The organism is Guyparkeria hydrothermalis (assembly GCF_023555385.1).
GTDB classification, from domain to species: Bacteria; Pseudomonadota; Gammaproteobacteria; order Halothiobacillales; family Halothiobacillaceae; genus Guyparkeria; species Guyparkeria hydrothermalis_A.
Genome location: NZ_JAJSED010000001.1, coordinates 379219 through 401576 on the forward strand (window position 1 = coordinate 379219; position 22358 = coordinate 401576).

Here is a 22358-nt window from a genome sequence, read left to right on the forward strand (position 1 = left end):
TTCCATTGGATGAACAACATTCCCCCATGGCCGACGCGTTCATCATGCTGGTGGATGACGAGCGGGCACTCACCGAGGAAATCGCCGAGGTGCTGCGGGCCGAGGGGGGTGACGTCGAGCTCGCATCGGATGGGATCGAGGCGTTTTCGCAAGCAGAGCGACGACTGCCGGCAATGGTGCTCGTGGATCAGAACATGCCCGGCATGTCGGGGCTGGATTTGGTCCGCAACCTGCGCACGCTTCCCGGTGGCGAACGAATCGCCGTGCTGATGATGAGCGCCCACTTCACCGAGCAGCAAAGAGAAGAGGGCGCCCGCCTCGCGGTGGATCGTTTCCTGCGAAAGCCTTTCGACCTAGATGAGGTTGTTGATTGGGTGTTGGGGCGAATGGAATCGCGGGGCGAGTCGGTGCCTGACAGGCCGGATTCGCTTACGCTGGAAGGTCGGGTGGAGTTCTTGGAGGCCCAGGTTGCTCAACTGAAGGAAGAACTTCGCCGGTGTCGATTGGCAACAGGATCGCAAGCGGATGGCGATAATGGATGATGGCGTCACGGAGGACGGTCGGGCGGGGCGCCTGGCGGTATTGGTACTCGCTCTTGGCAGTTTTGTCGGGTTTTTGGCCTGGCCGCCCCTTGAGTTGAACGGGCACTTCTGGCTCACCACTTTCCTGTTCCCGGCGGCCGTCTTGTTCCTCGGCCTGGTCGGCTGGGTCTATCTCGGCGTCGCTGCTGCGGCACTGCTCGTCGCACTCGCTGGTGCCTTGTCCTTTTTCTGGTTTGGCCACTTGCCCTTGGGATTCGTTCTGGCCGGCCTCGAAATCATGGTGTTGTGGCTGCTGCTTCATGTTGGCAGATCACAGGCCATCCCCCTGCCGTTGGCTTTTCTGGCATTGAGCTCCCTGTTGGTGGGCGTGGGGCAACTGGCGGCGTGGGCGGGTGCCGGGATGTTCTTGCCCGATGGGGCGTTTTTCAGGCCGGCGATCGACACGGTCCTGCTGTGTCTCCTAATGGCGGTCATGCCCCGAGCACGCGATCGCACCTGGTCGCGCTGGCTCGACACGGGGCAACGTCGCTTTGCCCTGCTGCTCTTGTTGTCTCTCCTGCCGCTGACTGCGCTCGCGATCACGTTTCTTGCCGACGTGTCGCGTCTCGGCATCACCGCTGCGGGTGTCCCGGAGCCGCTCTGGCCGGTTGCCGCCATGATGCTGCCGCTCTTCTGGGGGCTGGTGGCATGGGGTTCCTGGCGGGCGTTCTGGGTCAACGACGCGTCGATGTCGATAGCGGGCCTGACGAGCGAAAAGCCCGTTTGGGCCGAGGGAAGCACGGCGGTGCCGACAACGACAGCGCCTTCGTGGCGGGACTTGAGTGGGCGTCTGACCGACCGTCAATCCACCGCTGCCTTCTTCGCTACCGCAAGACGCCGTGAAGACGGCGATTGGTCCGTGGAATCCGCTTCAAGTGATACAGCCACGCCGGGCAACGCCGGCGATATGGACGTGCATCCATCCGACGTGGCCGAGCGGAACAGGCTGCTGGAGCGCGCGGCACAGGGCGAGGAGGCGAGCGCACATATCCGGTTGAGTCTGTCAGACGAAGGCTGGCGGTGGTTTTACGTGCTGGCATTGCCGCTGGACTCCGAATCCGAATCCGAATCCGAAGCCGACGCCGAAGCCAAAGCCGGGGTGCTTCTGATCCACCTGGACATCACTTCGGTGAAGGAGGCCGAGCGGCAACTTGTTCAGACATCGAAAATGAGCGTGCTGGGCGAAATGGCAGCGGGAGTGGCTCACGAGATCAACCAGCCGCTGAACGTGATTCGGCTGGCCACCCAGAACCTGCGCCGACGTATCAGTGGCGAGTCGGTGGACCTCGAATATTACGTCGGCAAGCTGGATCGCATCGCGGCTCAGACGCGACGGGCGGCCGACATCATCGATCACATGCGGATATTCGGGCGTAAGCCGGCCGACGACCCGGAATATTTCTCTCCGCCTCAGGGTGTGGGCCGGGTGGTCGGGCTTCTGCAGTCACAGCTGGATGCAGACGGTATCCGCGTGCAGCGGGATTGCGAGGCGGAACGGGCGATGTGCTGGGGGCACGAATCCCTGTTCGAGCAGGTGATGATGAACCTCCTCGTGAATGCCCGAGATGCAATCAATGCCCACGCCGAGGCCGGCGGCAGCAAGGAGATCTTCGTCCTGTGCAGCGTTACCGGGAACGTGCTCGAGATCCGAGTGCGCGATACGGGGGGCGGGGTGCCTGATGCGGTACTCGACCGGCTTTTTCAGCCGTTTTTCACCACCAAGCCGGCCGGCAAGGGCACCGGGCTGGGGCTGTCGTTGAGCTACGGCATTATCCAGGACATGAACGGTGATATTTCCGTTCGGAATGTTGCCGGTGGCGCGGAATTCACCGTGCGTATGCCCCTTACCGAGGCGACCGTGGAATCGGATGATTGAGGGGCGAATTGTCGTCAGGTTTGGGCGCCGGACAGGGCCTTTCGGTCGCTCCAAGGAACGATAGCCCGCTCGCCGAGTCAAACCCGGAGCCTATTGCAGGGGCCGGGACGGGTGTCGAGAAATCGCAACGCTAACAATGCGAAGCACTATTTTTCTCACGTAAATTCTGAGCAAAGGTTGAATACTTGACAATATTACTAAAGTATTATTGTCTATTGCCTGAGCATGAGACACGGTTCCCCAGCGCCCGACCTATAACGATCGTGTAGCAATAGAGCGTCTGGCGTCTCAGGCGAGTTGTCAGTCCCACATGGTGTGGATGGTTTTTGGCCCTAAGGCTTGTTACCAGTGCAAAGGAGTGAATGAGCATGCCCAGTGCGTTCTGCGAGAAGATCCTTGTATCCCTCCTCATGCTTTGGCGCGATGAGCGCGGCGCCAGTGCAATTGAGTATGCCGTGATAGCCGCGTTGATCGCAGCGGCGCTGGTTGGTTTCCTCGAGCCGGTTCAGGAGGCATTGAAGGCTGTGTTTGACGGGCTGGCGACCAGCATGGGTGACGCGGCCTGACGGCCGCGTCGCGCTTGCCGTCCGGCATCCCGTAGGCACGTTCGCACTTCGGTGGGGATCCCCGAATGGGCACTGATTCTCTCGACGGTCGCATGGGGGGCGGGGGGCGTGTTTTTCGATTACACGCGCCGTCGGCTGCCGAATGCGTGGCTTCTCCTCGGTTTGATCCTCCTGCCGCTGCAATGGACAGCCGGCATGGGGACCGGAGTCGACGACCGGCTGCTCGGTCTCGCGTTGAGCCTTGTGCTTCTGGGTCCCGGTTTGTTCCTTGGGGTGCTCGGCGGCGGCGACTTGAAGCTCGGAGCGCTGGCCGGGGCCTTGTGGGGCAGTGCCGCACTGCTGGTCGGTGTGCTGGCCGCCGGGTTGTGGGCCGGCCTGGTCCTGCTCGTTATCGGCTTTGGATCGGGAAGGCGTTTCCCGTTTGCCGTCGCTTTTCTACCAGGAGCGATCTTGACATGGATGTTGGTGGTGTAATCCGTTCGCGGAACTCGGCGCCCAGCCCCCTACATGGCCCCGCCCAGCGTGGGGCGGTGGCCATCGAATTCGCGCTAATGCTCCCGCTGCTTTTCGTCGTGTTCTACGCGTCGGTGTCCTATGGCGCGGTGTTCATGCTCAGCCAGTCCCTCACCCATGCCGCCGAAGAAGGGGCCAGGGCGGGTTTTCGCGCGGATACGCCGGCTGCACTCGAGCAGGTGATCGAGGAGCGGGTCGGCAAAAGCCTGGCGTGGCTGCCCGCGTCGACCCGTGAGGCAGTCTCCGTCACCGTGGGAACACCCGACACTCAGGGATGGCTGAACATCGCGGTCGAGCTGCCTTCCTCCGTTCTCCCGTTTGCCCCCCTGAAACTTCCCGGCTACGGGACCGTACCCCGCCTTCCAGAGAACCTGAGGGCCGAGGCGGACATGGTGCTTCCGCCAAGACTCGGATCGTCAATGTCGCAATGAAGTGAAGGAACACTCGGATCATGCCATCGAACACTCTCAGACTCCTTGCCGCGTTGCTGATATTCGCCGGTATTGGCGTCGCCCTGGTCGGTTACCTCAAAGCGACAGCCCCCGAACCCGTGAACGTTTCACGGTCGGAATCGGCGGCAACCGAGGCACAGACGCATCGTGTCGTGGTGGCATCACGTGACATCGAAGCGAACGCGGTCATTCGCGCGGCGGACATTGCCGTGACCGACCGTTTGATTCGTCGGGACGGCGCATCCCCCCAGTATGTTTCCAGCCCCGCGGAGGTGCTGGGCAAGCGTGCGGCAGCGGGCATCGCGGAGGGTCAGGGCTTCACGCCGGATCTGTTGTCGGCCCCTCCGGCTGTGACGCCGTTGGCCGCCATGGTTTCCCCGGGGCACAAGGCGCTGGCGGTTGAAGTCAATGAAGTGGAAGCCGCGGGGGGCTACCTCGCGCCGGGCGACAAGGTCGACCTGGTGTGGTTCGTCGACCGGCAAGGGGCGGCCGGACCGTCGGCCCGCGTCGTGGCTCGCGGTGTCCGAGTTCTTGCCGTCGGCGAGATCATCGGGCCTGAGGCCGACGGCTCGCCCGCCCCGCCTCGCGAAACGGCAGTGTTTGCGGAACGAACCGAGTTGGTCGATGGCATCCGCGAAATGCGTTCGGCAGCGAAAAGCGAATCGAAACGCCAACCGCGGGTTCGCTCGGTCGTTCTCGAGCTGGTCGATAACGATGTTGCCAGGGTGCTGCTCGCCGCGCGGAGCGGGAAGATTCGGCTCGCCGTACATTCCGCGGCATCCGCCCGGGGGGAGTCGCATGGCGGGCCGGCCTCGGCGGATTCGAAAGCGTCGGTCGAGTCGCTTAACGGTCTTCTGGGTGTGTCGGTAGCGGAGGCGTCACGGGCGGTTGAGCGCCCTGAGCCGTCACCACCGAAACGCGTCCGCGTTTTCAACGGATCAGAATCGACGACAGTGGAAGTGGACTGAGATGAGGCAGGGATTTCTCGTTGCGTTGCCGTCGCCCTCGGGGCGAACCGTAAGCCAGTGGTTTCTTACCGTGTTGCTTGTGCTGGTCAGCCCGTGGGCGGGCGCGGCCGTCGGGGAAAGGATGGAGCTTTCGGTCGGCCAACAGAAAACATTGTCGGTTGACGAGCCGATCGACTTCTTGGCTGTCGGGGACCCGGATACGGTCGATGCCAAGGTCGTGGGCGATACCTCGGTGCTGTTGACCCCGCTGCGGACCGGAAGCACGAAGATCATCGTTCGCCTGCGTGAGGGCGACGAACAGGTCTACCCGGTTCGGGTGAAGAAGGCGCAGGTCAGCGGACAGGTCGATTCCCTGGAAGCGCAAAGCATGTTGACCGACGGGGAGGGGAGCGCGGTCGACCGGAGTTCGACGTCGTTCGGCATGCAGGTGCAGACCGACGTGCGGATCGTCGAGGTCAACAAGACCGAGCTCAAGAGCGTCGGCTCCTTCGTGGCCCGGGCCACGAGCAATACCACGATCGCGTCATCCCCGCCGGGTACGGGGGCCGGGCTCGGCGATATCGTCAGCAACACCCTCAATCAGCTCAGCAGCCTGATCCTGCCGGACCGCCAGGGATACAACCTGGCCCTGGGCAGTGCCGGGCGGGGCTGGCTCGCGGCCATCAATGCGCTGGAAAGCTCGGGGGTCGCCTACACGCTGGCCAATCCCAGCCTGGTGGCCCTGAGCGGGCAGGAGGCGCAATTCGCGGCCGGCGGCGAGGTGCCGATCCCCGTTCAGCAGGGCGTGGGGGACTCCATTTCGATCGAATACCGCGAATACGGCATACGCCTGCGGTTGACGCCGACCGTGCTGGACGACGATCGCATCGTGCTCAAGGTGGCACCCGAGGTAAGCGAGCTCGACTTTTCCATCGGCGTGCGTAGCGGCGGTGTCGAGGTGCCGGGCCTGCGGGTTCGGCGTACCGACACCACCGTGATACTCGGTGACGGCGAAAGCTTCGTCATCAGCGGTCTGGTGAGCCAGTCCATGATGGAAAACGCCGACAAGTATCCGGGGCTCGGGGATATTCCGATCCTTGGCGCGTTCTTCGCCGGGGGCCGGTTCAGCCGAGAGGACTCGGAACTGATCATGGTCGTCACGCCGCACCTCGTGCGTCCGCTCGCCGCCGGTGCCACGTTGCCCGAGATGCCCGGGGAGTCGCTGCGCGATCGCGATGGCTCGTTCCTTCGGTTGCTCGGTCAGGATCGCTACTTCGGCTCGGTAGGCGATGACGAAACGAATACCGGTTTCTCGGACTGAGAAGGGACTCTCCATGACTTTTGTTGCATTCGTGGCAAGCGATTCGACCGGCCACCTGATTCGCGAAGGAGTGGGCCGCCTGGGGGAAGTGGTCGATTCCCGGGAGCTCGACCTGGAGCGAGCCATACGATTCGTCGACGCGACCGCTCCCTCGGTCGTGTTCGTCGAGTTTTCCATGCAATCCCAGTGGCTGCGGTATCAGGAATCCCTGGTGCAAGGGCTGGTGCGGCACAAGCCGTTTCTGCCCGTCATCGCGGTGGGGGAGAACGACTCCAGGCACCTGCTGCTGTCGGCCTTGCGTTCCGGGGCGACCGATTTCCTTATGCCGAGCGCGGATCTGGACGAGTTCAACCGGCGTATCGAAGCGGTTACCGAGCGACTTCCACGTCACCCGTTCGGGTCCGAGGCGCGTGGGCATGCACAGATGACCGTTGTCGTGGGCGCCCGACCGGACGAGGATGCGGCCCTGTTCACCGAACATCTGGCCATGCAGATTCAGCGTGGACTGGGGGAGGACGAGGACTGTCTGATCCTGGACGTCGGATTCCCGGCCAATGACGTGCTCACCATCCTCGGTCTGCGAGCCGAATACAGCCTCGTGGACGCCATCCGCAACGTCCATTCGATCGACGGCTTGCTGGTCGATACCGCCTTTCCCCGCCACGACAGCGGCGTCCGGGTGCTCGGGGTGGGCGACGATCTTGATGGCCTGGCCGAGCTTCAGCCCCCCGACGTCATGCTGTTTCTCGACGCGCTTCACTACTACTTCAAGCACGTGGTGATCAATCTGTCGGGCGTCGCCGACATCGATTTCATTCAGACCTTCTCCAAGCGTGCGGACCGGATCTTCCTGTTGGGTACGCAGACCATCACCAGCTTCCGCGCCAACGAGCAGTTGCTCAAGGAACTCAATCGTGTCGGCGGAATGCAGGGCAAGGTCGAACTGGTGCTGGATCGGTACGAAAAACGCTCTCTGCCATCGGCAAAATTGTTGGCCGAGCGCCTCGAACTGCCGCTGGCAGCGACGCTACCGGTTGATTGGGCCGCACGGCTCGAGGTGGTCAATTCGGGGGAGACGTTCATGGAGCGCTTCCCGCGCAGCGGTTACACGCAGGCGATCCGGTCCCTGGCAAAGCGTGTTCGGGGGGAGCCTGCCGCCTCGAAGAGCGGCCTGGGCGGTCTGTTGACCGGGGTGATCGGTTCGAGGAAGGGAAGCTAAGCCGTGTCGTTGAACCCACATCGCGTCCAATTCCGATTGCGTGAAGGCCAGGAGCGAGGGCCGTATCGCGTTCATCTGCACCGTTTTCTAATCGAACAGCTCGAGCAACGCGGGATCGACAGTCTGGAGCTGGATCGGGAGGTGCTCACTGCCCACGTGACCGGTCTGATCGACGAATACATCGCTCGGGAGACGGTGGGCGTCAACGTCAGTGAGAGGGAATGCCTGATCGAGGACATGATCAACGAGATCCTCGGATATGGGCCATTGGAAGCGTTGTTTCATGATCCGAGCGTGACCGACATCCTCGTCAACGGTCCCTACCGGGTGGTGGTCGAGCGCCACGGCAAACTGCAGGACACCGATATCCGGTTCGTCGACAGCCAGCACGTCATGCGGGTGTTGCAGCGCATGCTGGCGCCGACGGGGCGCCGGCTGGATGAATCATCGCCGATGGTCGATGCCCGCTTGTCCGATGGAAGCCGGTTGAACGCAATCATCTCGCCGCTTGCCCTGGACGGGCCGGATATCTCCATCCGCAAGGCCCGTCGAGAGCAGCTGTCAACCGGCGAGCTGCTGACCAATGGCGCATTCAACCCGGACATGCTCTCGTTCCTGCGCCGGGCGGTCGAGTGCCGGATGAATATCCTCGTCAGCGGCGGCACCGGGACGGGCAAGACCACGCTGTTGAACGCGCTCGGTCAGTTCATCGAGGCCGACCAACGGCTGATCACCATAGAGGACACGGCCGAGCTCCAGCTTGATCATCCGCATGTGGTCACCTTGGAGACGCGTCCGCCGAACGCCGAAGGCCAGGGGGAGGTGTCGGCGCGGGACATTGTTCGCAACGTCCTCAGGATGCGCCCGGATCGTGTCGTGGTCGGCGAGGTCCGTGGCGTGGAAGTGATGGATCTGCTTCAGGCGATGAATACCGGCCACGACGGCTCGATGAGCACGCTGCATGCGAACAGCCCGGCGGATGCGTTGTCGCGTCTGGAAATGCTGGTGGGCTTCACCGGTTACCTGGGCGCCGAATCGACGCTGCGCGAGATGATCGCTTCCGCCCTGGACCTGCTGGTTCACGTCTCACGGACTCGTGACGGAACACGTCGGGTGACGTCGATTCAGGAGCTGGTGGAGTGTCGTGACGGCAATTACGTGCTCAATCAGCTGTTCACCTGGGAAGCCTCCAGCCGGGAATATCGCCGTGCGGCGAACGGGGTGTTCAACCGCAAGATGTCGCAGCGCTGGGAGCACCGGTAGCCGTGATGAGCGAGTGGATCATCTGGGTGATGGCTGCAGGCTGCTTGCTTGCGGGTGGGGGGCTGCTGGCCTTTGGCAAGCGGCGATCGGACACGGAGGAGTTCTTCCGGCGCGCGGGGTTTGAAGCCGTCGGTGACCCGCGTGGCGAGGGGGCACTTACAGGCCGAGCGGGTCTGCGAACGTTCGACCCCCTGCGATGGCTCGAACGGGCCGGCTGGCTATCGTCAGAGCGCGATGGCATGCGGCGTGGTTTGGCTTATGCGCCTTTCGTGTTCGTGATCGCAGCGGCCGCTCTCGGGATGTGGACGTTGTCGCTGCTGGCGGCGGCCGCGATCGTAATGGTGTTCGCGCTGGCATGGAAAAAGGCGCGGGCGCGACGCGAGAGCCTGAAGGATGAGATCCCCGGCGTGCTCGATTCCCTGATTCGGGGGTTGGAGGTCGGCCTGACGCTCGACACGGCATTTCGCATGACGGTCGACTCCAGCAGCGGTCTGATCAAGACGGTGCTCCAGCGTGTTCGGACGAGAGTGGAGCTTGGCGAAAGCCTGGGAGAAGCGTTTCGTCATGCCGCCCGCGTGCAGGGTTGCCGCGAACTGCACTTGCTGGGGTTCATCCTCGACATGCATCAGCAACACGGTGGCAAGGCCAGCGAAATGCTGGGAGGGCTGGCACAGATGATCACGGTCGATCAGCAGATCCGTCGCGATGTCCGGGCACTGACCGCCGAAACCCGCTTCACGGCACTGGTCTTGATCATGCTGCCGCTCGGCATGGCCGTGTATCTCCTCGCCACGAATCCGGACTATCTGATGCGCATGTGGGAACACGAGTCAGGTGCCTGGGTTCTGGTGCTGGCGGCGGCGATGCAGGTCGTCGGCAGTGCCCTGATCTGGCGACTTAGCAACCCGCGTATCGCCTAGGTCGGGAGGAGAGGGTCATGTTCTGGTTGGGGTTTGGGTTGTTGGTCACGGGGATCGGGATGGCCCTGCTGTTTGCCGGTCCGCGACAGCGGGACGAGCGCGAGATCCGACAGCGATTCGGTATCGGCAAGGAGGATGCCAAGGCGCCTACGGAAAAGGTGGCTCCTGTCGCTCGACAGGGTCGGCTCCCGCTGAGGGACCCGGAATTCATCAGAGCGGTGGTCCGGTTGGGTTGGGCCCGATCGGGGGGCATCTTGTTTCCACAAGTCGCGTGGGCAGCTGCGATCGCGGCCGGGGTATTCGTTGGTCTGGTGTGGGCGCTGTCGCAAGGGGCGTCGGCGTACCAGATGGCAGTCGCGTGCCTAGCCGGGGGAGCCGTCGGTCTGATTGGATTCAAGCGGCTGGTTATGAGGCGTGCAGAGCGGCGCATGGCGCGGATCAAGGCGGAGCTTCCTCTGACGATCCGGCTTGTCAGGTTGCTGCTCAACAGCGGTTTAGCATACGAGATGGCCTTCCGGCGAGTAGCGGAAGAAGGCACGCATGTGGTGCCGGAACTTTCCCGCGAGCTGGACGCGGTACTTCGCCGGACAGGGACGGGTATGCCGCTTTCCCAGTCACTCAGCTTGATGCAGCAACGGCTTGATGACGTGGACGTGAGCCGTCTGGTGGGGGTTCTCGTCCAGTTGATATCGATGGGCGGCAGCATCGACCGATCACTCATCAACCTTGCTGAGGATCTTGAAAAACGACGGGAAAGCACGCTGAGAGAACGGGTCAACAAATCCTCGGGAAAGATGAGCCTGATCATGATGCTGTTCCTGTTCCCGGCGCTTCTGATACTGCTCGGCGGGCCGGCAATCATCAGCCTGACGGAGGGTCTCCTTGACGTTGCATCGTAAAACCAGCGTGTTCTTACTCGCGCTATCTCTGGGGACGGTCGCGGGCTGTTCCGGCGTTCCCGGCAAGCCCATGGACTTGTCGGCCTGGGTTCAGCCGGACTGCAAGGGCGAGGATCCGGACGGCGAACTCGGCATCCGCTATGACTCCATCGAGGGGTTGATGGATAGCGGCCGGCACCGTGCCGCGCTCACCCATATCCAACTGCTGGAGAACGACCACGGCACCACCCAACGTTCGCAGCTGTGGAAGGCAAAGGCGCTTCGGCAGATCGGACGGCTTGACGAGGCGCAACGAGCCTACGGCGAGTTGACCAACGGGTGTTTTGCCTCGGTGGCCTATCACGGTCTGGGCCGGACGCTTGGCAAGAAGGGTGACTGGACGGCGGCCCGTCAGGCACTGGACCAGGCCCGGCAGCTCAACCCCATCTCGCCCGCCATACACAACGATCTTGGCTATGCCCGGTTGAAGACAGGGGCATACGAGCCGGCTGTTGAAAGCTTCCGGACGGCGCTCGAGCTTGACGCGGGACGGACGCGCGCGGCGAACAACCTGGTACTGGCGCTGCTGTTGATGGGCGAAAAGCAACAAGCCGAAAAACTTCTGGAACCCTTCGATATCCCGGCGGACCGCTGGGTGAAGCTCCAGTCCCAGGCCGACAGCTGGGTCGTTGACGAGACATAACTCGTTGTCATGCGGCGGCCCTGCCGGGGCTCGGGTCTTGATAGGGGTCGTGCCTGGAATCAAACGCAAGTGAGGGAGTGACTTGGCAATGAAAGGATCTGTTATCCCGGCGGTCGCCATGGTCTTGATGATCGCGGTAGGCGGTAATCCGGCCATGTCGGCCGAGCAGCCGAAGTCGACCGCAACGGAAACATGGCTCGATCTGCAGCGGGGAGGAACGGCGTCGACGCCCGTGCACAAGCGCGTTGAAGGCGAAATCAGCCAGCGTTCCTATCGCCGACTGCTCAAGAGCTTCGAGCGCGAGATTCCCACCCGTTTCTTCCCCTCCGAGGGCCCGAACCGTGGTTCGCGGAACTGACATAGCCGCCGGTTGGCTCGATAACGATGCCGGAGCGATACGTAACGCTCGGTTGGCGAGACGCGCGTTTGCCGGCCCCGTGGCCGAGCGCGGGTCGGCCATGTTTTCGGTGCTGGTGATCGTGCTGATGCTCGTCGCCAGTGCACTGGCCGTGGATATCGGGCGCCTGGTATTCGAAAAGCGCAATCTGCAGAAGGCAGCCGACATCGCGGCACTTTCCGCGGTTAATGCGAGCGGATTCTGCGGGCCATCCGGGTCAGCAGTGGATGACCGACTGCGGCAGGTTGCCCGGGATGCCCTGGTGGAGAACGGTTTCGATCCGGACAAAGAGGGAAACCGCTGGGACTTGCTCGTGGGCGAATCCACCGTTGCCGGTGGCCGGCGGGAATTCCTGACTACCGGCGGGATCGCGGATCCCCGCACGGATTCGGTTCTGGTCTCGGCCGAAAAAACGGTGTCGCGCAGCCTTTTTCTCGGCGGCTGGCTCGGGGAAAATCGCCAGAAGATCGAGGCACTTGGCGCGGCTCGGAATCAGACCGCGGCCTCGTATGCCGTGGGCAGCCGGCTGTTGGCGCTGGACAGCTCGAATAGTGCCTTGCTCGACTCCCTGTTGAGCGGTCTGGTGGGCAGTGATGTGAGCCTCGGTGTCGTCGGCTTCGATGGACTCCTTAACGCGGAAGTGACGCTGCTCGATTTATGGGATGCAGCGCCACTAGCGGGGATCGATCTTGCGTCCGGGTCACCGACGGCATTGCTCGCGGCTGACATGAGCGTCGGTCAATTCCTGGGATTGCTCGCACACGCTCTCAAGAGCGGCGGGCAGCTGGATGCCCGTCTTGCCATCGAGACACTCGAAACGCAGATGGTCGCCACGAACCGGACGATTCGCTTGGCCGAGGTGCTGGGCATGCCGAAGGACGAGCAGCCTCTCGATACCGAGGTTGGCGTCGCCGACCTGCTCATGGCCGGCTTGCTGGCCGGTGTTCGCGACAATACCGTCCAGATTCCCTTGGAACTGACACTAGCGCAACGGGACGACTCCGCCGTCGAGGGTGTTTCGATCGATACGGGTCGTGGGGGAGCGAGCGTTGAGCTCGAGCTGATAGAACCCCCTCAGGTGGCGGTTGGTCCGCCAGGCAAGCGGGCTGACGGTAGCTGGCGGACGATTGCTCGTACGGCTCAGGCGGATCTGACCTTTTCCCTCCCGCTTCATGTTGACGTGCCCGGCGTGCCCCAGCCGCTGAGCGTGGTGCTGACGCTCGACATGCAACTGGCTCGAGGGCAGGGGGCGCTCGCATCGCTGACATGCCCGACCTGGGTGGATCCGGTGGCCTACGCGAACATCGCCGTGAAACCCGGTCTTGCGCTGGTTGATATCGCGCTCGATTTGGATCTCGCCGGGAGTCGCATCATGGCGGTCGATATCCCTATGGATTTGCAGGACTCGGCGACCATGCAGGAGTTTGGCGTTCCCCCGGAGGGAGAGGCCTGGATGGTCAGCCCCGGACCGGCTGGAGGGGGTACCCGCATCGGAAATGCGGTAGCCAACGAGTTGCGGGTGTTATCTGACGAGCAGTTCGTGAGCAGCAGTCTGGACCTGGCCGGGGTCTCCCTGGTGACGCCGCTCGACAGTCTCTCGACATCGGTCAGCGGCGCTGTGGTCAACGAGCTGGCACCGGTGTTAATTGGGTTGGGCAACACCGTGATCGATCCCACTCTGAGGGCGCTGGGGTTGCAGGTGGCTGGCGCCACGATTCCCCTCGATTCGCTAACCCTGGGAGCCGGTCAGGCCGCACTGGTCTACTGAGGGCCCTTTCTGGCTCTGTGCCAACCAGTCCCGGATCCGCATGGCCATGGATAAAACACCAGGTTCTGACAGTGGCCTTCGGACCCTGTTCGCCCGTCGAGTGACCGCCTGAAACCGGTGAAGTACTACTCCTTTTTGACTAAAGGATGGGGTGCCCGACGTTGGTACGATGCATTTGCCTTAGGCCATTCGCTTGGCCGTAGGGAAATCAGTCCCTGGTGGCGGGGTTGCCCCATCATCACGCTTCTGCTCGCTGATTTCCTCGATCCAGGGCTTATGGGAAGTGCCCACATACCCTCTGACAGGGCGTCAAAACAGGGATCTCGGTGATGGAGAGAAAGGAGCTCGGCTCCCGGCTTGCCGGATACGTTCACGGAATGGAAGTATTGGGCGGCGTGTTTGGTCGGATTGTCCGTTCCGAGGCGCATGACGTTCGGGGGGTCCTCAATGGCATCTCCATGGCCGCCTATAACTCGCGAGTCAGGGTAACGGCCGACGTGTCCCCGGATGTGCCGATCAATTCACCGGACGGCGAATCGATTCGCGCAATCGAAAACAAGTTGCAGCGAATTATCGATTCGACACGGGCTCTCGACCAACGATTGCAGATTCTTCTCGATCTCGTCAGTGCCAAGCCCGCGGATATTTTTTCGGCATTGAAAGTGTACGAGTCCCTTGTCCCTGACCTGATGGACGCCGGTTTCATCGAGATACGCCTGCCCGAGAAGGTCTCGCCGGGGCTGTCGCGCCTGTCTGGCATCCATGCACTCGCTTTGCTCACGACGTGGACCCACCGGCTTGAAACCCTGCATGCCGATCAGGACGACTTTCATGGTGGAGTCGTGGGCGGGGTGATCGAACTGTGCGACGGAGGCGATCGCCAATGCCGGACGCTGAAGCTCGTGCCGGCGCTTGCCGGCGGTTGTAACGAGCCTGTCTTCGTCTCCAGCGCAGTGGACGCCTTCGCCGCGCTTTCCGAGACGCGTCTGCCGGAAGTGCATATCCCGTTGGAGCCGTGAATTCCTTGGGCCTCGGGCAAAGCGCCGAGAAGGTCAGGGCAGGGATGAGCGAGCAATTCCAGGAAGGTGGGATAAGCGGCCGGTGAGGCCGCAACGTCCGCTCGAGATGTCTGGTGCCGAGGGTCGGACTCGAACCGACACGGTATCTCTACCGGCGGATTTTGAATTATGCCGAACCGCGTTTCCGGTGTTTTCCTAAGTCAACGGAAGGCCCGTCGTGGTGCGGTTCTGTTGAAACCGGAAGTCTTCAGAAGAATTGGGTTTTTTTCAAACCGTTGGTACCTCGACTGGTACCCCGCTGCTTGCCGTAAGTGCGAGAATCGGCGGCCCTTCCTGCGTTGATGGGGCAGAGGGATATCGCGAGGTTGCCTGTGCTACTAGCCCACTCTCGTTCGGTTCACCCGGAGAATCGGTATAGGAGTAGGCCGTAGGGGTCTCTTCTCACCTTTTTCGCTTGCTCAATGTGGTACTCCGCGTCCTTCACACCGCTGTCGGCATAAGAGGTAGAGACCTTCTGAGGGAATAGAACTTCGGCGATCTCGCGTGATGTTGCACCTTGCAAGTGTCCGTCGAGTGCGCGGAGCATCACGGGGAGGCTTGTCTCCCTCGGGCCTTTGGCGCGACGTCTACCTCTCTCGCTTTTGATGATTTTTTTGATTTCTTCGGTTTGGCGATCAAGTGGCAGGGAAGGGTCCACTGAAATCAAGAGTCTTCCGGGAGGGATTGGCACAGCGTGCTCGTGATTTGCCAGGACCAAGTTGCCGTGCACATGCCGAGTCAGGTCGAGAGCTCCCTCATCGGCTCGATATGGCATGCGTGAATCTAGCAAGGGCGTAGGGCAATTGTCGGACCGGGGGTGAGGGACCCCACGTACCTTCCACTTATGCTCTAAGTGGTGGAGTAACGAAGGGCCGATAGCATCACCCGTTCTTCTTTCCCATTCCTCAATTGTCTCTTCAGGCTCGCATGGCGGGTCGCAGAAGCGCAGGCACGCTCGTTCGTCCAGAGACACGGGATTGAGAGAGAGCTTTGAGTTGGGTTTGCCATCGCTGTTGTGACTCGGCAGGGAGTCGAAGTGCTCAACATCCCTCAAGTAATCAGGGTTGCGTCTGAGAAATGCCCACGCCCAACAGGAAACATCACAATCTTCAAAGCGTCCTGGGTAGCGACGCTCATCAATCCAGTCGGGAGTCCATGTGCAATGCGAGGTATGCATAGTGTCCTGGTTCGGGTGAACGTGTCTGAAACGGGTTGAGATCGCACGTTGTGCCTATTCTCGGGGCCTTGTCTGGGTATTCAGTCAGTGTGGGCTCGTTTCGCGCCTGGCTCCTCAAGCGGGATCCTTGCGTGGAACTTGCTTCTTTTTTAGGGAGCCAGGCTTAGGGCCGTTGGTACTTGGCCAAATGATTCGGCAAGCCGACGTGCCACGAATTCGAGGAGCTATAGGAAGCATTCGGAGGCGAGGAGTTGGTTGACTTTTGCTTCGAACAGTTTGGTCGAATTAGGCAAAAACGGGATTCCGCCGATCTCGACTTGATCAATGCTCTGATGAAAACGATGTCCTGAGTAGTCGATTTCGTTCGGATGAGGAAATAACACCGCAGCGCCAATAACGACGCCCCGTTGGTATTCCTGTGTAATCGGGTGGGGGATGGCGATAGCATCACGATAGCGATGCATCGTGTTGATGTCCTCTTCCATGGGGCCAGCCCCCCCATGTTTCCGCATGTAATCCTTGTCAAATTGAATTCGATACTTCGCGTCGAAAATGTAGAAGCGGTCGTTGCTGGCGAACTGGATGACGTTGTCCGGCTTTTGGGAAGTCGTCGGTAACTTGTTGAACATGCGGTTGTAAACCACGTGCAGCTCTTTGCCGGTGGGCCTGTGTATAAACCTCATCGCCGAGGGTTTGCCCTTCTTCAAAGTTACCGTCAGCTTCATCCGCTTGAACTGGACCACCGTTTGCTCTGCAAGCTCGAAATGCTCTTTGAGCAGGCTGATAGTCTTTAAGAAACACCAGTACTCGTAGAGAAGTGCTGTGTCCTTAACCCCGATTGGCACAACTTCCCCGGAGAACGACAAGCCCCCGTTCACAAGCCGGGAAAGCTTGTCAAACCGTGCGTATAGGGGGTGTTTGTGGAATACCAGTGAATCGGGCTTTTGAAGCGTGTTTTTGGACACTTGAGCGAGAAAGGGCAATCGAAGTACTGCCTCGACTTGACGTTGCATTTCTTTCAGCTCGTCCCGGATAGAATCAAGAAACCGGCTTTCGGAGTCTTGGTCGGCGTCTTCGTCTTCTGAACGTTGTGTTCGTGCAAGTACCCTAATCTTTCGGTGTGTCTCTACCAGTATCCCCTTGAAATAGCGGTTTTCTGGGGTGTTGAATGTCGTCCATGAAATCGTCTCTTGGATGCGGCGGGGGAGCGGTCTTTTCAACCTTGGGTGCAGTGGCCCATTGTTCGCACGACGCATCGCTCGATTGATCGTATGGCGGGATACCCGGCGAGCACGCTCGGTCTCGGTCGTTGCGGTCTTTTTTACCAGTGTTGAATGCGGGTTCTTGGCTATGCCTCGGGCGAGCTTCATGGACTCATCGAAGTACTGCTGCACTAGCGCGAACCATTCGATCAGGGTAGGGCTGCGGCTTCGAGAGGGGGCGGCCATGCTATAGGTCTTGGCGTTTGCGGTCATGGCCAAGTTGCGCAGCATTCCGCTAACTTCTGTGCGCATTGCCAAGTAGTCGGTCTTGTAGTCGGCTTTTCGCGAGAACACCTCGAGGGAGATTCGTGCGTGGCTGGCTGGTCCGTCTATTGAGATGTCGGCGAAACCCACGTTGTTCCCGAAGTTGAGGAAGTGATGTTCGGCTCTGTCTCTGACGCGCCGAGGATCAGACCCAGGCGGCAATGAGACGCTCACAGCTTCATCATCTTTCTCAATGTATATGTCGTATCCGACCGCTTCGTAGAAAAGGGGCTCCATCGCCTCACCTGGGGCGATAGGCTGCAGACGTCCGCTCTCAGCGTTTATTCGCGTCATCTGTTTAACGCCTGTCGCTCCTATCGATGAGTTCGGAGTCGTCGATAGAAAGGGAGCAAGCTCGGGAAGCTTTCCAACTATTTCCAGTTTCCAGCCGGTTCCCTCAGCTTGAAAAAGCGTTGGCATCACACACCCCAGAAACGAGTTACACCGTCTAAGTCCAGCAGCGAGCTCATGCGGGAGACCTTTTCTCGGCTCCTTTCGAGTGCCCCCGCAAATTCCGCGTCAATGCCGTCGACTCCTAGACTCGGCTCCGATCGGGCGTCGAGCCAGTCGGAGAGTTGGTTCAAGGCGAACTCTAGGGCATCGCTATTACCGGATACTTTTGGCAGGACCTTCTGCAGAAGGCAGAAGTCGAGCGCCGCGCTGCCAGAGAGCACGTCCGAGAGGCCGAATTCCCGCCAGAAGTGAAGGTAGAGGAGAATAGAGTCGCGCGTTCGGTAGCCAAACTTGATGCCTGTCGGAGCGAGAATGTCCTGTATTTCGCTCAGCCATGCGGCGACATGCTCGAACAAGTCTTGGTTCTTGGATTGGGCTTCCATCACACTGATCGCATTGTCGGGATCAATTACCGCTTGAGCTAAGCCCTCAAAGTTGGCGTTAGTGTCACTTTCGCCGATGGCAAATGCCGTTAGATCAGGGTCGTCGAACTCGATAGTGAAAGCTCGATCGAGCACTTTTGGGCTGAACGAATGAGTGGTCTCGTCCATGTTGGCTGTGCCGACAACTCGCAAATTGTGCGGAAGCTCAACGCCGCGAAGTTCCTCGCATAGGGAAGAGTGTGCCTCGCTGGGCTCAGATGGCAGGTCTATCGGTAAAGGATCTGAGCCGATTTGGCCGCTTTTACGTTCACGAGATTCGGCCACGGAGAGGAAGTCGCTGAAGTAGTACTCGACTGGCGCTAGGTTCATTTCGTCGAGCAGTGCGATCGAGAGTGAGTCCGGGTGACGTTTGGCGTCAAGTATCGAATCGACAATCTTGCCTTTGATAAAGGTATCGTTCGCCAATGCGGGGACGTAACCGAACAGATCGCTGTTATCGGCCCACTGTGGCTGAACGGGGATTGACTGGAAGTTGGAGCTTGTGAATTTTGCAAATTTGCGAGGGAGGAGGCTTTTGCCGGTTCCGGAGATGCCGGAAAGAATTACAAGTGGGCTCACCGTCATCGCGAGGAAGAAGTTGGCCAGCTCGGCTGGAGAAATCAGGTAGCCTTCCGCCTCCATCGATTTCTGAATGCTGAAAATTGCTTCGCTAAGGTTTGCAGTAGGTGCTCCCGCTTGTGAGGCGGAGGGCGATTCGGAGAAAGGGGCAGAGGTCTTGTTCTCCGGGACTAGTTGCTCGCCAAAACGGTATTCCGTCGTGGTGCTTCCAGCACGGGGGCCGGATTGAGCTCGAGTCTTGGCGCCGGTCTCTTGCAGGTACCCACGCTTAACTAGACGTCGCGGTACCGGGGGCTTCCTCGTCGAGGGAATTTCGAAGTCGCCAGGGATGAATTGCCATATAGCGTCAGTGGGGAAGCGGTGATCTGGGCCATGCATTTCTAGCATCGCTTCAAGAGCTTGGATGGCTAGGTCGTCTATTTGCTCTTTATCTGTAATCGAGGCCGCCATGGCTCCTCCAGGTCTTACGGTTACGCGGTAGTTTTCGTGCTTGAGTAGTGCGCGTCGAGCTGTGATGCGAGATGCTTAGCGATGGCTTCAGATAGGGTGGGGGGGACCGCCTCCCCAATCATATCCATGCCAACGCCGATGCGGGTCGTGTTGTTGCTGTCAGTCATTGAAGTGACGAATCGGAAATCGTCATCGAATGATTGCAAACGAGCGGCTTCGCGCATGGTGATGCCCCGCATTTCTTCGGGATGCGAAAAGCGTCCGGAGCCGAGAAAGTTGGCGTTGGCCGTGATTGTCAGTGCCGGAGCGTCCCATGCCAACCGTGAATAGGCGCTCCAGTAATAGTCACGATAGAAAGCGGGATTGATTAAGCCCTCGGCTTCCAGTCGGGTGCGGGCTTTCTCGTGCGACATCGCCTCGGCGCGAGCCTTTTTCGAGATGGCCCGTTCATACTTGGCTCGCATACGCTTGCTCTCGGTATCCCAAGTTTGCCCTGGGCGCATTTCCTTGATGATGTTGAGCACCTGCTGTTTGTAACTTCTCGTGAGATGGTTGTGCGGGAATCTCGCGGAGGTGCGCATAGATCGTGCAAAATCGCTCGGCACCTCCCCGTACAAGTCCTTTGGTCCGCCGCCAAGACTATCTTTGCCCAATGGGGGCGGAGGTAAGTCGCTAATGGCGTCTTTAACGGTAACCCATGGTTTTAAACCCGAACTCATGAGTCTCTGATCTGTTGGGTTGCCATGGGTTTTCGGTGGCATCGAGACGGCGCCGACGGAGCTTGCGATAAAGATTGCACGTTCACGAAGCTGAGGTACGCCGTAGTCGGCGCAGTTCACAACCGCGACCTCTACTGTGTAGCCAAGATCCTTCTCAAGCATTTGAATCACGAGTTCCGAGAGCTTGCCAAGGCGACCTTGGAAGCCGTGATTGAGCATCTGTGGGACGTTCTCAATTACCAGAAACTTGGGCCGCAAGGCTTCCGCGACCTCAAGAAAACGTAGCACCAAGTCATTGCGAGGATCGTCTGCGAGTTTGCTGTAGCCGGAAAATTTGACGATCTTTCCTTGTTTTCGGTGCTCATTCCGCCTCAGTTGCGAGAACCCTTGACAGGGTGGGCCACCAATCATCACGTCGAGATCGCCTTTCCTTACACCTCGGTCGGCCAACACAGAGTGGATGGTATCCACGTCGAGCAAACGAATGTCTTCGCGAATAGTTGATGGGGGGACATCGTCATTCGCGTGATTGAACTCGAACGTGCGCAACGCCTCGCTTTTCACGTCGTTGCCCAGTGCCACGTTAAAACGACCGGAACGGGTGAATCCTCGGGAGGTGCCGCCACAGCCGCAGAAAAATTCGGCCAAAGAATATTTTTTAGATGTCATTAGAGTGATGAATTGGTGTATTAGTTTTTGTGCGTGTGTTCTCGACGCAGGTCGGGCTTCGGGGCTCGGCAACCTGCCTGCAAGTTGGACGGGCTACGCGGCCTTGGTGTGTGATCCGTTAAATTCCCGAGAGCGAGAGGCGAATGTGTAGAACGCTAAATTGCGAGATCGAATAAAGCTTTCGACTCGCACGGCTGGCTTTCCGAAGCCTGCCTAGTCTGAGAGCCCTTCCCCAGACCCCACGACCGGATGGGTCGGAGAAGTGATCGTGGCGAAGGCAGAAATGACTTGCTCCCTGCGCATGTAAGCTGCCATTGTCGGATGAAATCGATTCCGATCCAAACGCGAACTGAGCGGGGTTGGCGCCGTGGCAGATATTGTCGACGCACGCACTCGGTCGAGGATGATGTCCTGTGTGAAGAGCAGGAACACTAAGCCGGAGATGATATTACGGCGTTGGCTTCATGCGCGTGGCTTTCGGTACCGACTGCATGTAAGGAAACTTCCTGGGTGCCCAGATCTCGTGCTGCCTAGGTACCGTGCCGTCATACTGATTCATGGATGCTTCTGGCATCGTCATGAGGGGTGCCGGTTCGCCACTACACCCCAGACACGCTCGGAGTACTGGGCCAACAAGTTTCAAAGAAACGTCAACCGGGATAGAGACAATCATCGAGCTCTGTTAGAGGCTGGCTGGAGAGTGGCAACAGTTTGGGAGTGCGCTTTGCGGCATGGCAGCAGGGAGGAGCTCTTGGCGGCGCTTGCTGGTTGGCTGAAGGGTGAGCAGCGAGAGTTCAGTTCTGATGTTGTAGTTGCGCCGATGTGAATTGTCTCGATTGTCCCAAAGTGCCTGGGAGGCTCTTGTTGATCAATTTCACTAGTATCCCAAGGTACAGTTTCCGCGCCACTGCTTGTGGCGAGTAGTGTCCAAACAAATTAAGCGAGAGAACATCATGTCGACCTCAGGCACCCCAAGCATTACGACGGAGCAGTTCTGGCAGATGCTGGAGCTGGTGGCCAGCCCTGACTGTGATGCCGATACGGACGAGCTTGCGGAGGCTCTTGGCATGATCGCAAATGGCTCCGAGGAAGTAAGGGAAGAGGGAACCAGGAAGTTGCTCGACGAAGTGGGCAGGTACCTCCCGAACTTCTCGGGCACCGAGTGATTGAACCCCGTGTCGGTTGATGCGGGCTAAAGATGAATAGAAAAAACCCGCTAAGCCAAAGGCCTAACGGGTTTGCGTGGTCACACAGGGTGACGGTCGATCACACAACATTGGCGGGTTTCATGTTCGCCTGGTTGTGTTCTTTGTGGCGATCAAACATCGCCTTCTCCGCTTTCAGCAGCCTGGCTTGGAAGCCGATGTCGGGTTTGACCCGGATGAGAGCCTCCGGCTGTCGATGCGCTGCCCTCCATGACCAGTAGTGATACTCCTCGGCATCAGGCACAAGCAACATGCAGTGCTGCATGCGAACCCAGTCCTCGGTAGGAACTATGTTGCCCAAGGCTTTCCGATGGTCTGCCTCTTGTCCTGAGCCGAATATCGCCACGGTCTCGCCGGTTATGTCGAGAGCGTCGATTCCCGCACCAAGCCATTGCATGCCATTCCGGTTTGCCTGAATGGTCTTCGGTGCAACGACCGATGACACGTGCTCCCGGTAGGAATCGAGCGCGTCGCCTCTGGGCACGATGTAGCGAGTGTTGTCACTATCACCGGTTTTGCCCTCCGGCGGGACGAAAGGCTCCAGTCTCAATGAAGCGCGGAACTCCGCCTTCCGAAGGGTGTTCAGGAGGTCCCAGTCGGAAAAGACCGATTGCTGCCAGGCCATCCACTGAGCGGGGTTGCTTCGAACATTCACGATGTCATACGTCATCATTCTTTCCTCATTTCGGGGTCAAC

General features: G+C 60.0%; 22 protein-coding genes. 17 read left to right on the top strand and 5 right to left on the bottom strand.

Going from position 1 to position 22358, the window contains the following annotated elements; translation table 11 throughout:
* Positions 1–26: 26 nt before the first annotated feature.
* The 15 genes from LV476_RS01870 (at position 27) to LV476_RS01940 (ending at position 14423) form a co-directional block, all read left to right on the top strand.
* On the top strand, positions 27–542 hold the full coding sequence (locus tag LV476_RS01870; protein ID WP_250072715.1) for a response regulator: 516 nt from the start codon (positions 27–29) through the stop codon (positions 540–542).
* Positions 535–2457 (top strand): sensor histidine kinase, encoded by a 1923-nt coding sequence (locus tag LV476_RS01875; protein WP_250072716.1) that lies wholly within the window; start codon positions 535–537, stop codon positions 2455–2457. Before LV476_RS01870 ends, LV476_RS01875 begins: the two co-directional genes overlap by 8 nt.
* A 362-nt stretch (positions 2458–2819) precedes the next feature.
* On the top strand, positions 2820–3023 hold the full coding sequence (locus LV476_RS01880) for a Flp family type IVb pilin (RefSeq protein WP_250072717.1): 204 nt from the start codon (positions 2820–2822) through the stop codon (positions 3021–3023).
* A gap of 108 nt (positions 3024–3131) precedes the next feature.
* Entirely contained in the window at positions 3132–3497 is a 366-nt protein-coding gene (locus LV476_RS01885; protein ID WP_250072719.1) for a prepilin peptidase, read from the top strand.
* A 56-nt stretch (positions 3498–3553) separates the two neighbouring features.
* Positions 3554–3967, top strand: coding sequence for a TadE/TadG family type IV pilus assembly protein (locus LV476_RS01890; protein ID WP_250072721.1), 414 nt, complete (start codon positions 3554–3556; stop codon positions 3965–3967).
* Between the two features lie 20 nt (positions 3968–3987).
* Entirely contained in the window at positions 3988–4956 is a 969-nt protein-coding gene (cpaB, locus tag LV476_RS01895; RefSeq protein ID WP_250072723.1) for a Flp pilus assembly protein CpaB, read from the top strand.
* A 121-nt stretch (positions 4957–5077) separates the two neighbouring features.
* Positions 5078–6256 (top strand): type II and III secretion system protein family protein, encoded by a 1179-nt coding sequence (locus LV476_RS01900; RefSeq protein ID WP_250072725.1) that lies wholly within the window; start codon positions 5078–5080, stop codon positions 6254–6256.
* Between the two features lie 13 nt (positions 6257–6269).
* The gene (locus LV476_RS01905; RefSeq protein WP_250072727.1) at positions 6270–7475 is read left to right on the top strand and encodes a hypothetical protein; all 1206 of its coding nucleotides are present in this window, start codon (positions 6270–6272) and stop codon (positions 7473–7475) included.
* Positions 7476–7478: 3 nt separating this feature from the next.
* Complete coding sequence (locus tag LV476_RS01910; RefSeq protein WP_250072728.1) at positions 7479–8738, top strand: CpaF family protein; 1260 nt, start codon at positions 7479–7481, stop codon at positions 8736–8738.
* Between the two features lie 5 nt (positions 8739–8743).
* Positions 8744–9658, top strand: a complete 915-nt coding sequence (locus LV476_RS01915; RefSeq protein ID WP_250072729.1) for a type II secretion system F family protein — start codon at positions 8744–8746, stop codon at positions 9656–9658.
* A gap of 17 nt (positions 9659–9675) precedes the next feature.
* Entirely contained in the window at positions 9676–10557 is an 882-nt protein-coding gene (locus tag LV476_RS01920; RefSeq protein WP_250072730.1) for a type II secretion system F family protein, read from the top strand.
* Positions 10541–11239, top strand: coding sequence for a tetratricopeptide repeat protein (locus LV476_RS01925; protein WP_250072731.1), 699 nt, complete (start codon positions 10541–10543; stop codon positions 11237–11239). Before LV476_RS01920 ends, LV476_RS01925 begins: the two co-directional genes overlap by 17 nt.
* Positions 11240–11327: 88 nt before the next feature.
* Complete coding sequence (locus LV476_RS01930; protein WP_250072732.1) at positions 11328–11597, top strand: DUF3613 domain-containing protein; 270 nt, start codon at positions 11328–11330, stop codon at positions 11595–11597.
* Between the two features lie 100 nt (positions 11598–11697).
* A complete protein-coding gene (locus LV476_RS01935; RefSeq protein WP_250072733.1) occupies positions 11698–13404 on the top strand; it encodes a pilus assembly protein TadG-related protein in 1707 nt (568 codons plus the stop codon).
* A 329-nt stretch (positions 13405–13733) separates the two neighbouring features.
* The gene (locus tag LV476_RS01940; RefSeq protein ID WP_250072734.1) at positions 13734–14423 is read left to right on the top strand and encodes a hypothetical protein; all 690 of its coding nucleotides are present in this window, start codon (positions 13734–13736) and stop codon (positions 14421–14423) included.
* Between the two features lie 397 nt (positions 14424–14820).
* Here LV476_RS01940 and LV476_RS11295 read toward each other — a convergent pair whose 3' ends face one another.
* The 4 genes from LV476_RS11295 to LV476_RS01955 form a co-directional block, all read right to left on the bottom strand.
* Positions 14821–15639, bottom strand: a complete 819-nt coding sequence (locus tag LV476_RS11295; RefSeq protein WP_434062808.1) for a DNA -binding domain-containing protein — start codon at positions 15637–15639, stop codon at positions 14821–14823.
* A gap of 224 nt (positions 15640–15863) precedes the next feature.
* Complete coding sequence (locus LV476_RS01945; RefSeq protein WP_250072737.1) at positions 15864–17585, bottom strand: DUF2357 domain-containing protein; 1722 nt, start codon at positions 17583–17585, stop codon at positions 15864–15866.
* Complete coding sequence (locus LV476_RS01950; RefSeq protein ID WP_250072740.1) at positions 17585–19069, bottom strand: McrB family protein; 1485 nt, start codon at positions 19067–19069, stop codon at positions 17585–17587. The genes LV476_RS01945 and LV476_RS01950 overlap by 1 nt, the downstream gene beginning before the upstream one ends.
* A 20-nt stretch (positions 19070–19089) precedes the next feature.
* Positions 19090–20457 carry a DNA cytosine methyltransferase gene (locus LV476_RS01955; RefSeq protein WP_250072742.1) on the bottom strand — a complete coding sequence of 456 codons (1368 nt, stop codon included), beginning with the start codon at positions 20455–20457 and terminating at the stop codon, positions 19090–19092.
* A gap of 367 nt (positions 20458–20824) precedes the next feature.
* Here LV476_RS01955 and LV476_RS01960 point away from each other — a divergent pair, with 367 nt between their 5' ends.
* Positions 20825–21283, top strand: a complete 459-nt coding sequence (locus LV476_RS01960) for a very short patch repair endonuclease (protein ID WP_250072744.1) — start codon at positions 20825–20827, stop codon at positions 21281–21283.
* Between the two features lie 175 nt (positions 21284–21458).
* Complete coding sequence (locus LV476_RS01965) at positions 21459–21623, top strand: hypothetical protein (RefSeq protein ID WP_250072745.1); 165 nt, start codon at positions 21459–21461, stop codon at positions 21621–21623.
* A gap of 100 nt (positions 21624–21723) precedes the next feature.
* Here LV476_RS01965 and LV476_RS01970 read toward each other — a convergent pair whose 3' ends face one another.
* A complete protein-coding gene (locus tag LV476_RS01970) occupies positions 21724–22335 on the bottom strand; it encodes a hypothetical protein (RefSeq protein WP_250072748.1) in 612 nt (203 codons plus the stop codon).
* Between the last annotated feature and the right edge of the window lie 23 nt (positions 22336–22358).

What these genes read in the sequence shown, in the direction of transcription:
- LV476_RS01905 (WP_250072727.1), top strand. Translation starts at nt 6,270, where the DNA reads ATGACTTTTGTTGCATTCGTGGCAAGCGATTCGACCGGCCACCTGATT.
- LV476_RS01970 (WP_250072748.1), bottom strand. Translation starts at nt 22,335, where the DNA reads ATGATGACGTATGACATCGTGAATGTTCGAAGCAACCCCGCTCAGTGG.
- LV476_RS01930 (WP_250072732.1), top strand. Translation starts at nt 11,328, where the DNA reads ATGAAAGGATCTGTTATCCCGGCGGTCGCCATGGTCTTGATGATCGCG.
- LV476_RS01875 (WP_250072716.1), top strand. Translation starts at nt 535, where the DNA reads ATGGATGATGGCGTCACGGAGGACGGTCGGGCGGGGCGCCTGGCGGTA.
- cpaB (WP_250072723.1), top strand. Translation starts at nt 3,988, where the DNA reads ATGCCATCGAACACTCTCAGACTCCTTGCCGCGTTGCTGATATTCGCC.
- LV476_RS01945 (WP_250072737.1), bottom strand. Translation starts at nt 17,585, where the DNA reads ATGCCAACGCTTTTTCAAGCTGAGGGAACCGGCTGGAAACTGGAAATA.
- LV476_RS01870 (WP_250072715.1), top strand. Translation starts at nt 27, where the DNA reads ATGGCCGACGCGTTCATCATGCTGGTGGATGACGAGCGGGCACTCACC.
- LV476_RS01920 (WP_250072730.1), top strand. Translation starts at nt 9,676, where the DNA reads ATGTTCTGGTTGGGGTTTGGGTTGTTGGTCACGGGGATCGGGATGGCC.
- LV476_RS01915 (WP_250072729.1), top strand. Translation starts at nt 8,744, where the DNA reads ATGAGCGAGTGGATCATCTGGGTGATGGCTGCAGGCTGCTTGCTTGCG.
- LV476_RS01950 (WP_250072740.1), bottom strand. Translation starts at nt 19,069, where the DNA reads ATGGCGGCCTCGATTACAGATAAAGAGCAAATAGACGACCTAGCCATC.
- LV476_RS01880 (WP_250072717.1), top strand. Translation starts at nt 2,820, where the DNA reads ATGAGCATGCCCAGTGCGTTCTGCGAGAAGATCCTTGTATCCCTCCTC.
- LV476_RS01955 (WP_250072742.1), bottom strand. Translation starts at nt 20,457, where the DNA reads ATGACATCTAAAAAATATTCTTTGGCCGAATTTTTCTGCGGCTGTGGC.
- LV476_RS01900 (WP_250072725.1), top strand. Translation starts at nt 5,078, where the DNA reads ATGGAGCTTTCGGTCGGCCAACAGAAAACATTGTCGGTTGACGAGCCG.
- LV476_RS01940 (WP_250072734.1), top strand. Translation starts at nt 13,734, where the DNA reads ATGGAGAGAAAGGAGCTCGGCTCCCGGCTTGCCGGATACGTTCACGGA.
- LV476_RS11295 (WP_434062808.1), bottom strand. Translation starts at nt 15,639, where the DNA reads ATGCATACCTCGCATTGCACATGGACTCCCGACTGGATTGATGAGCGT.
- LV476_RS01935 (WP_250072733.1), top strand. Translation starts at nt 11,698, where the DNA reads ATGTTTTCGGTGCTGGTGATCGTGCTGATGCTCGTCGCCAGTGCACTG.
- LV476_RS01965 (WP_250072745.1), top strand. Translation starts at nt 21,459, where the DNA reads ATGCTGGAGCTGGTGGCCAGCCCTGACTGTGATGCCGATACGGACGAG.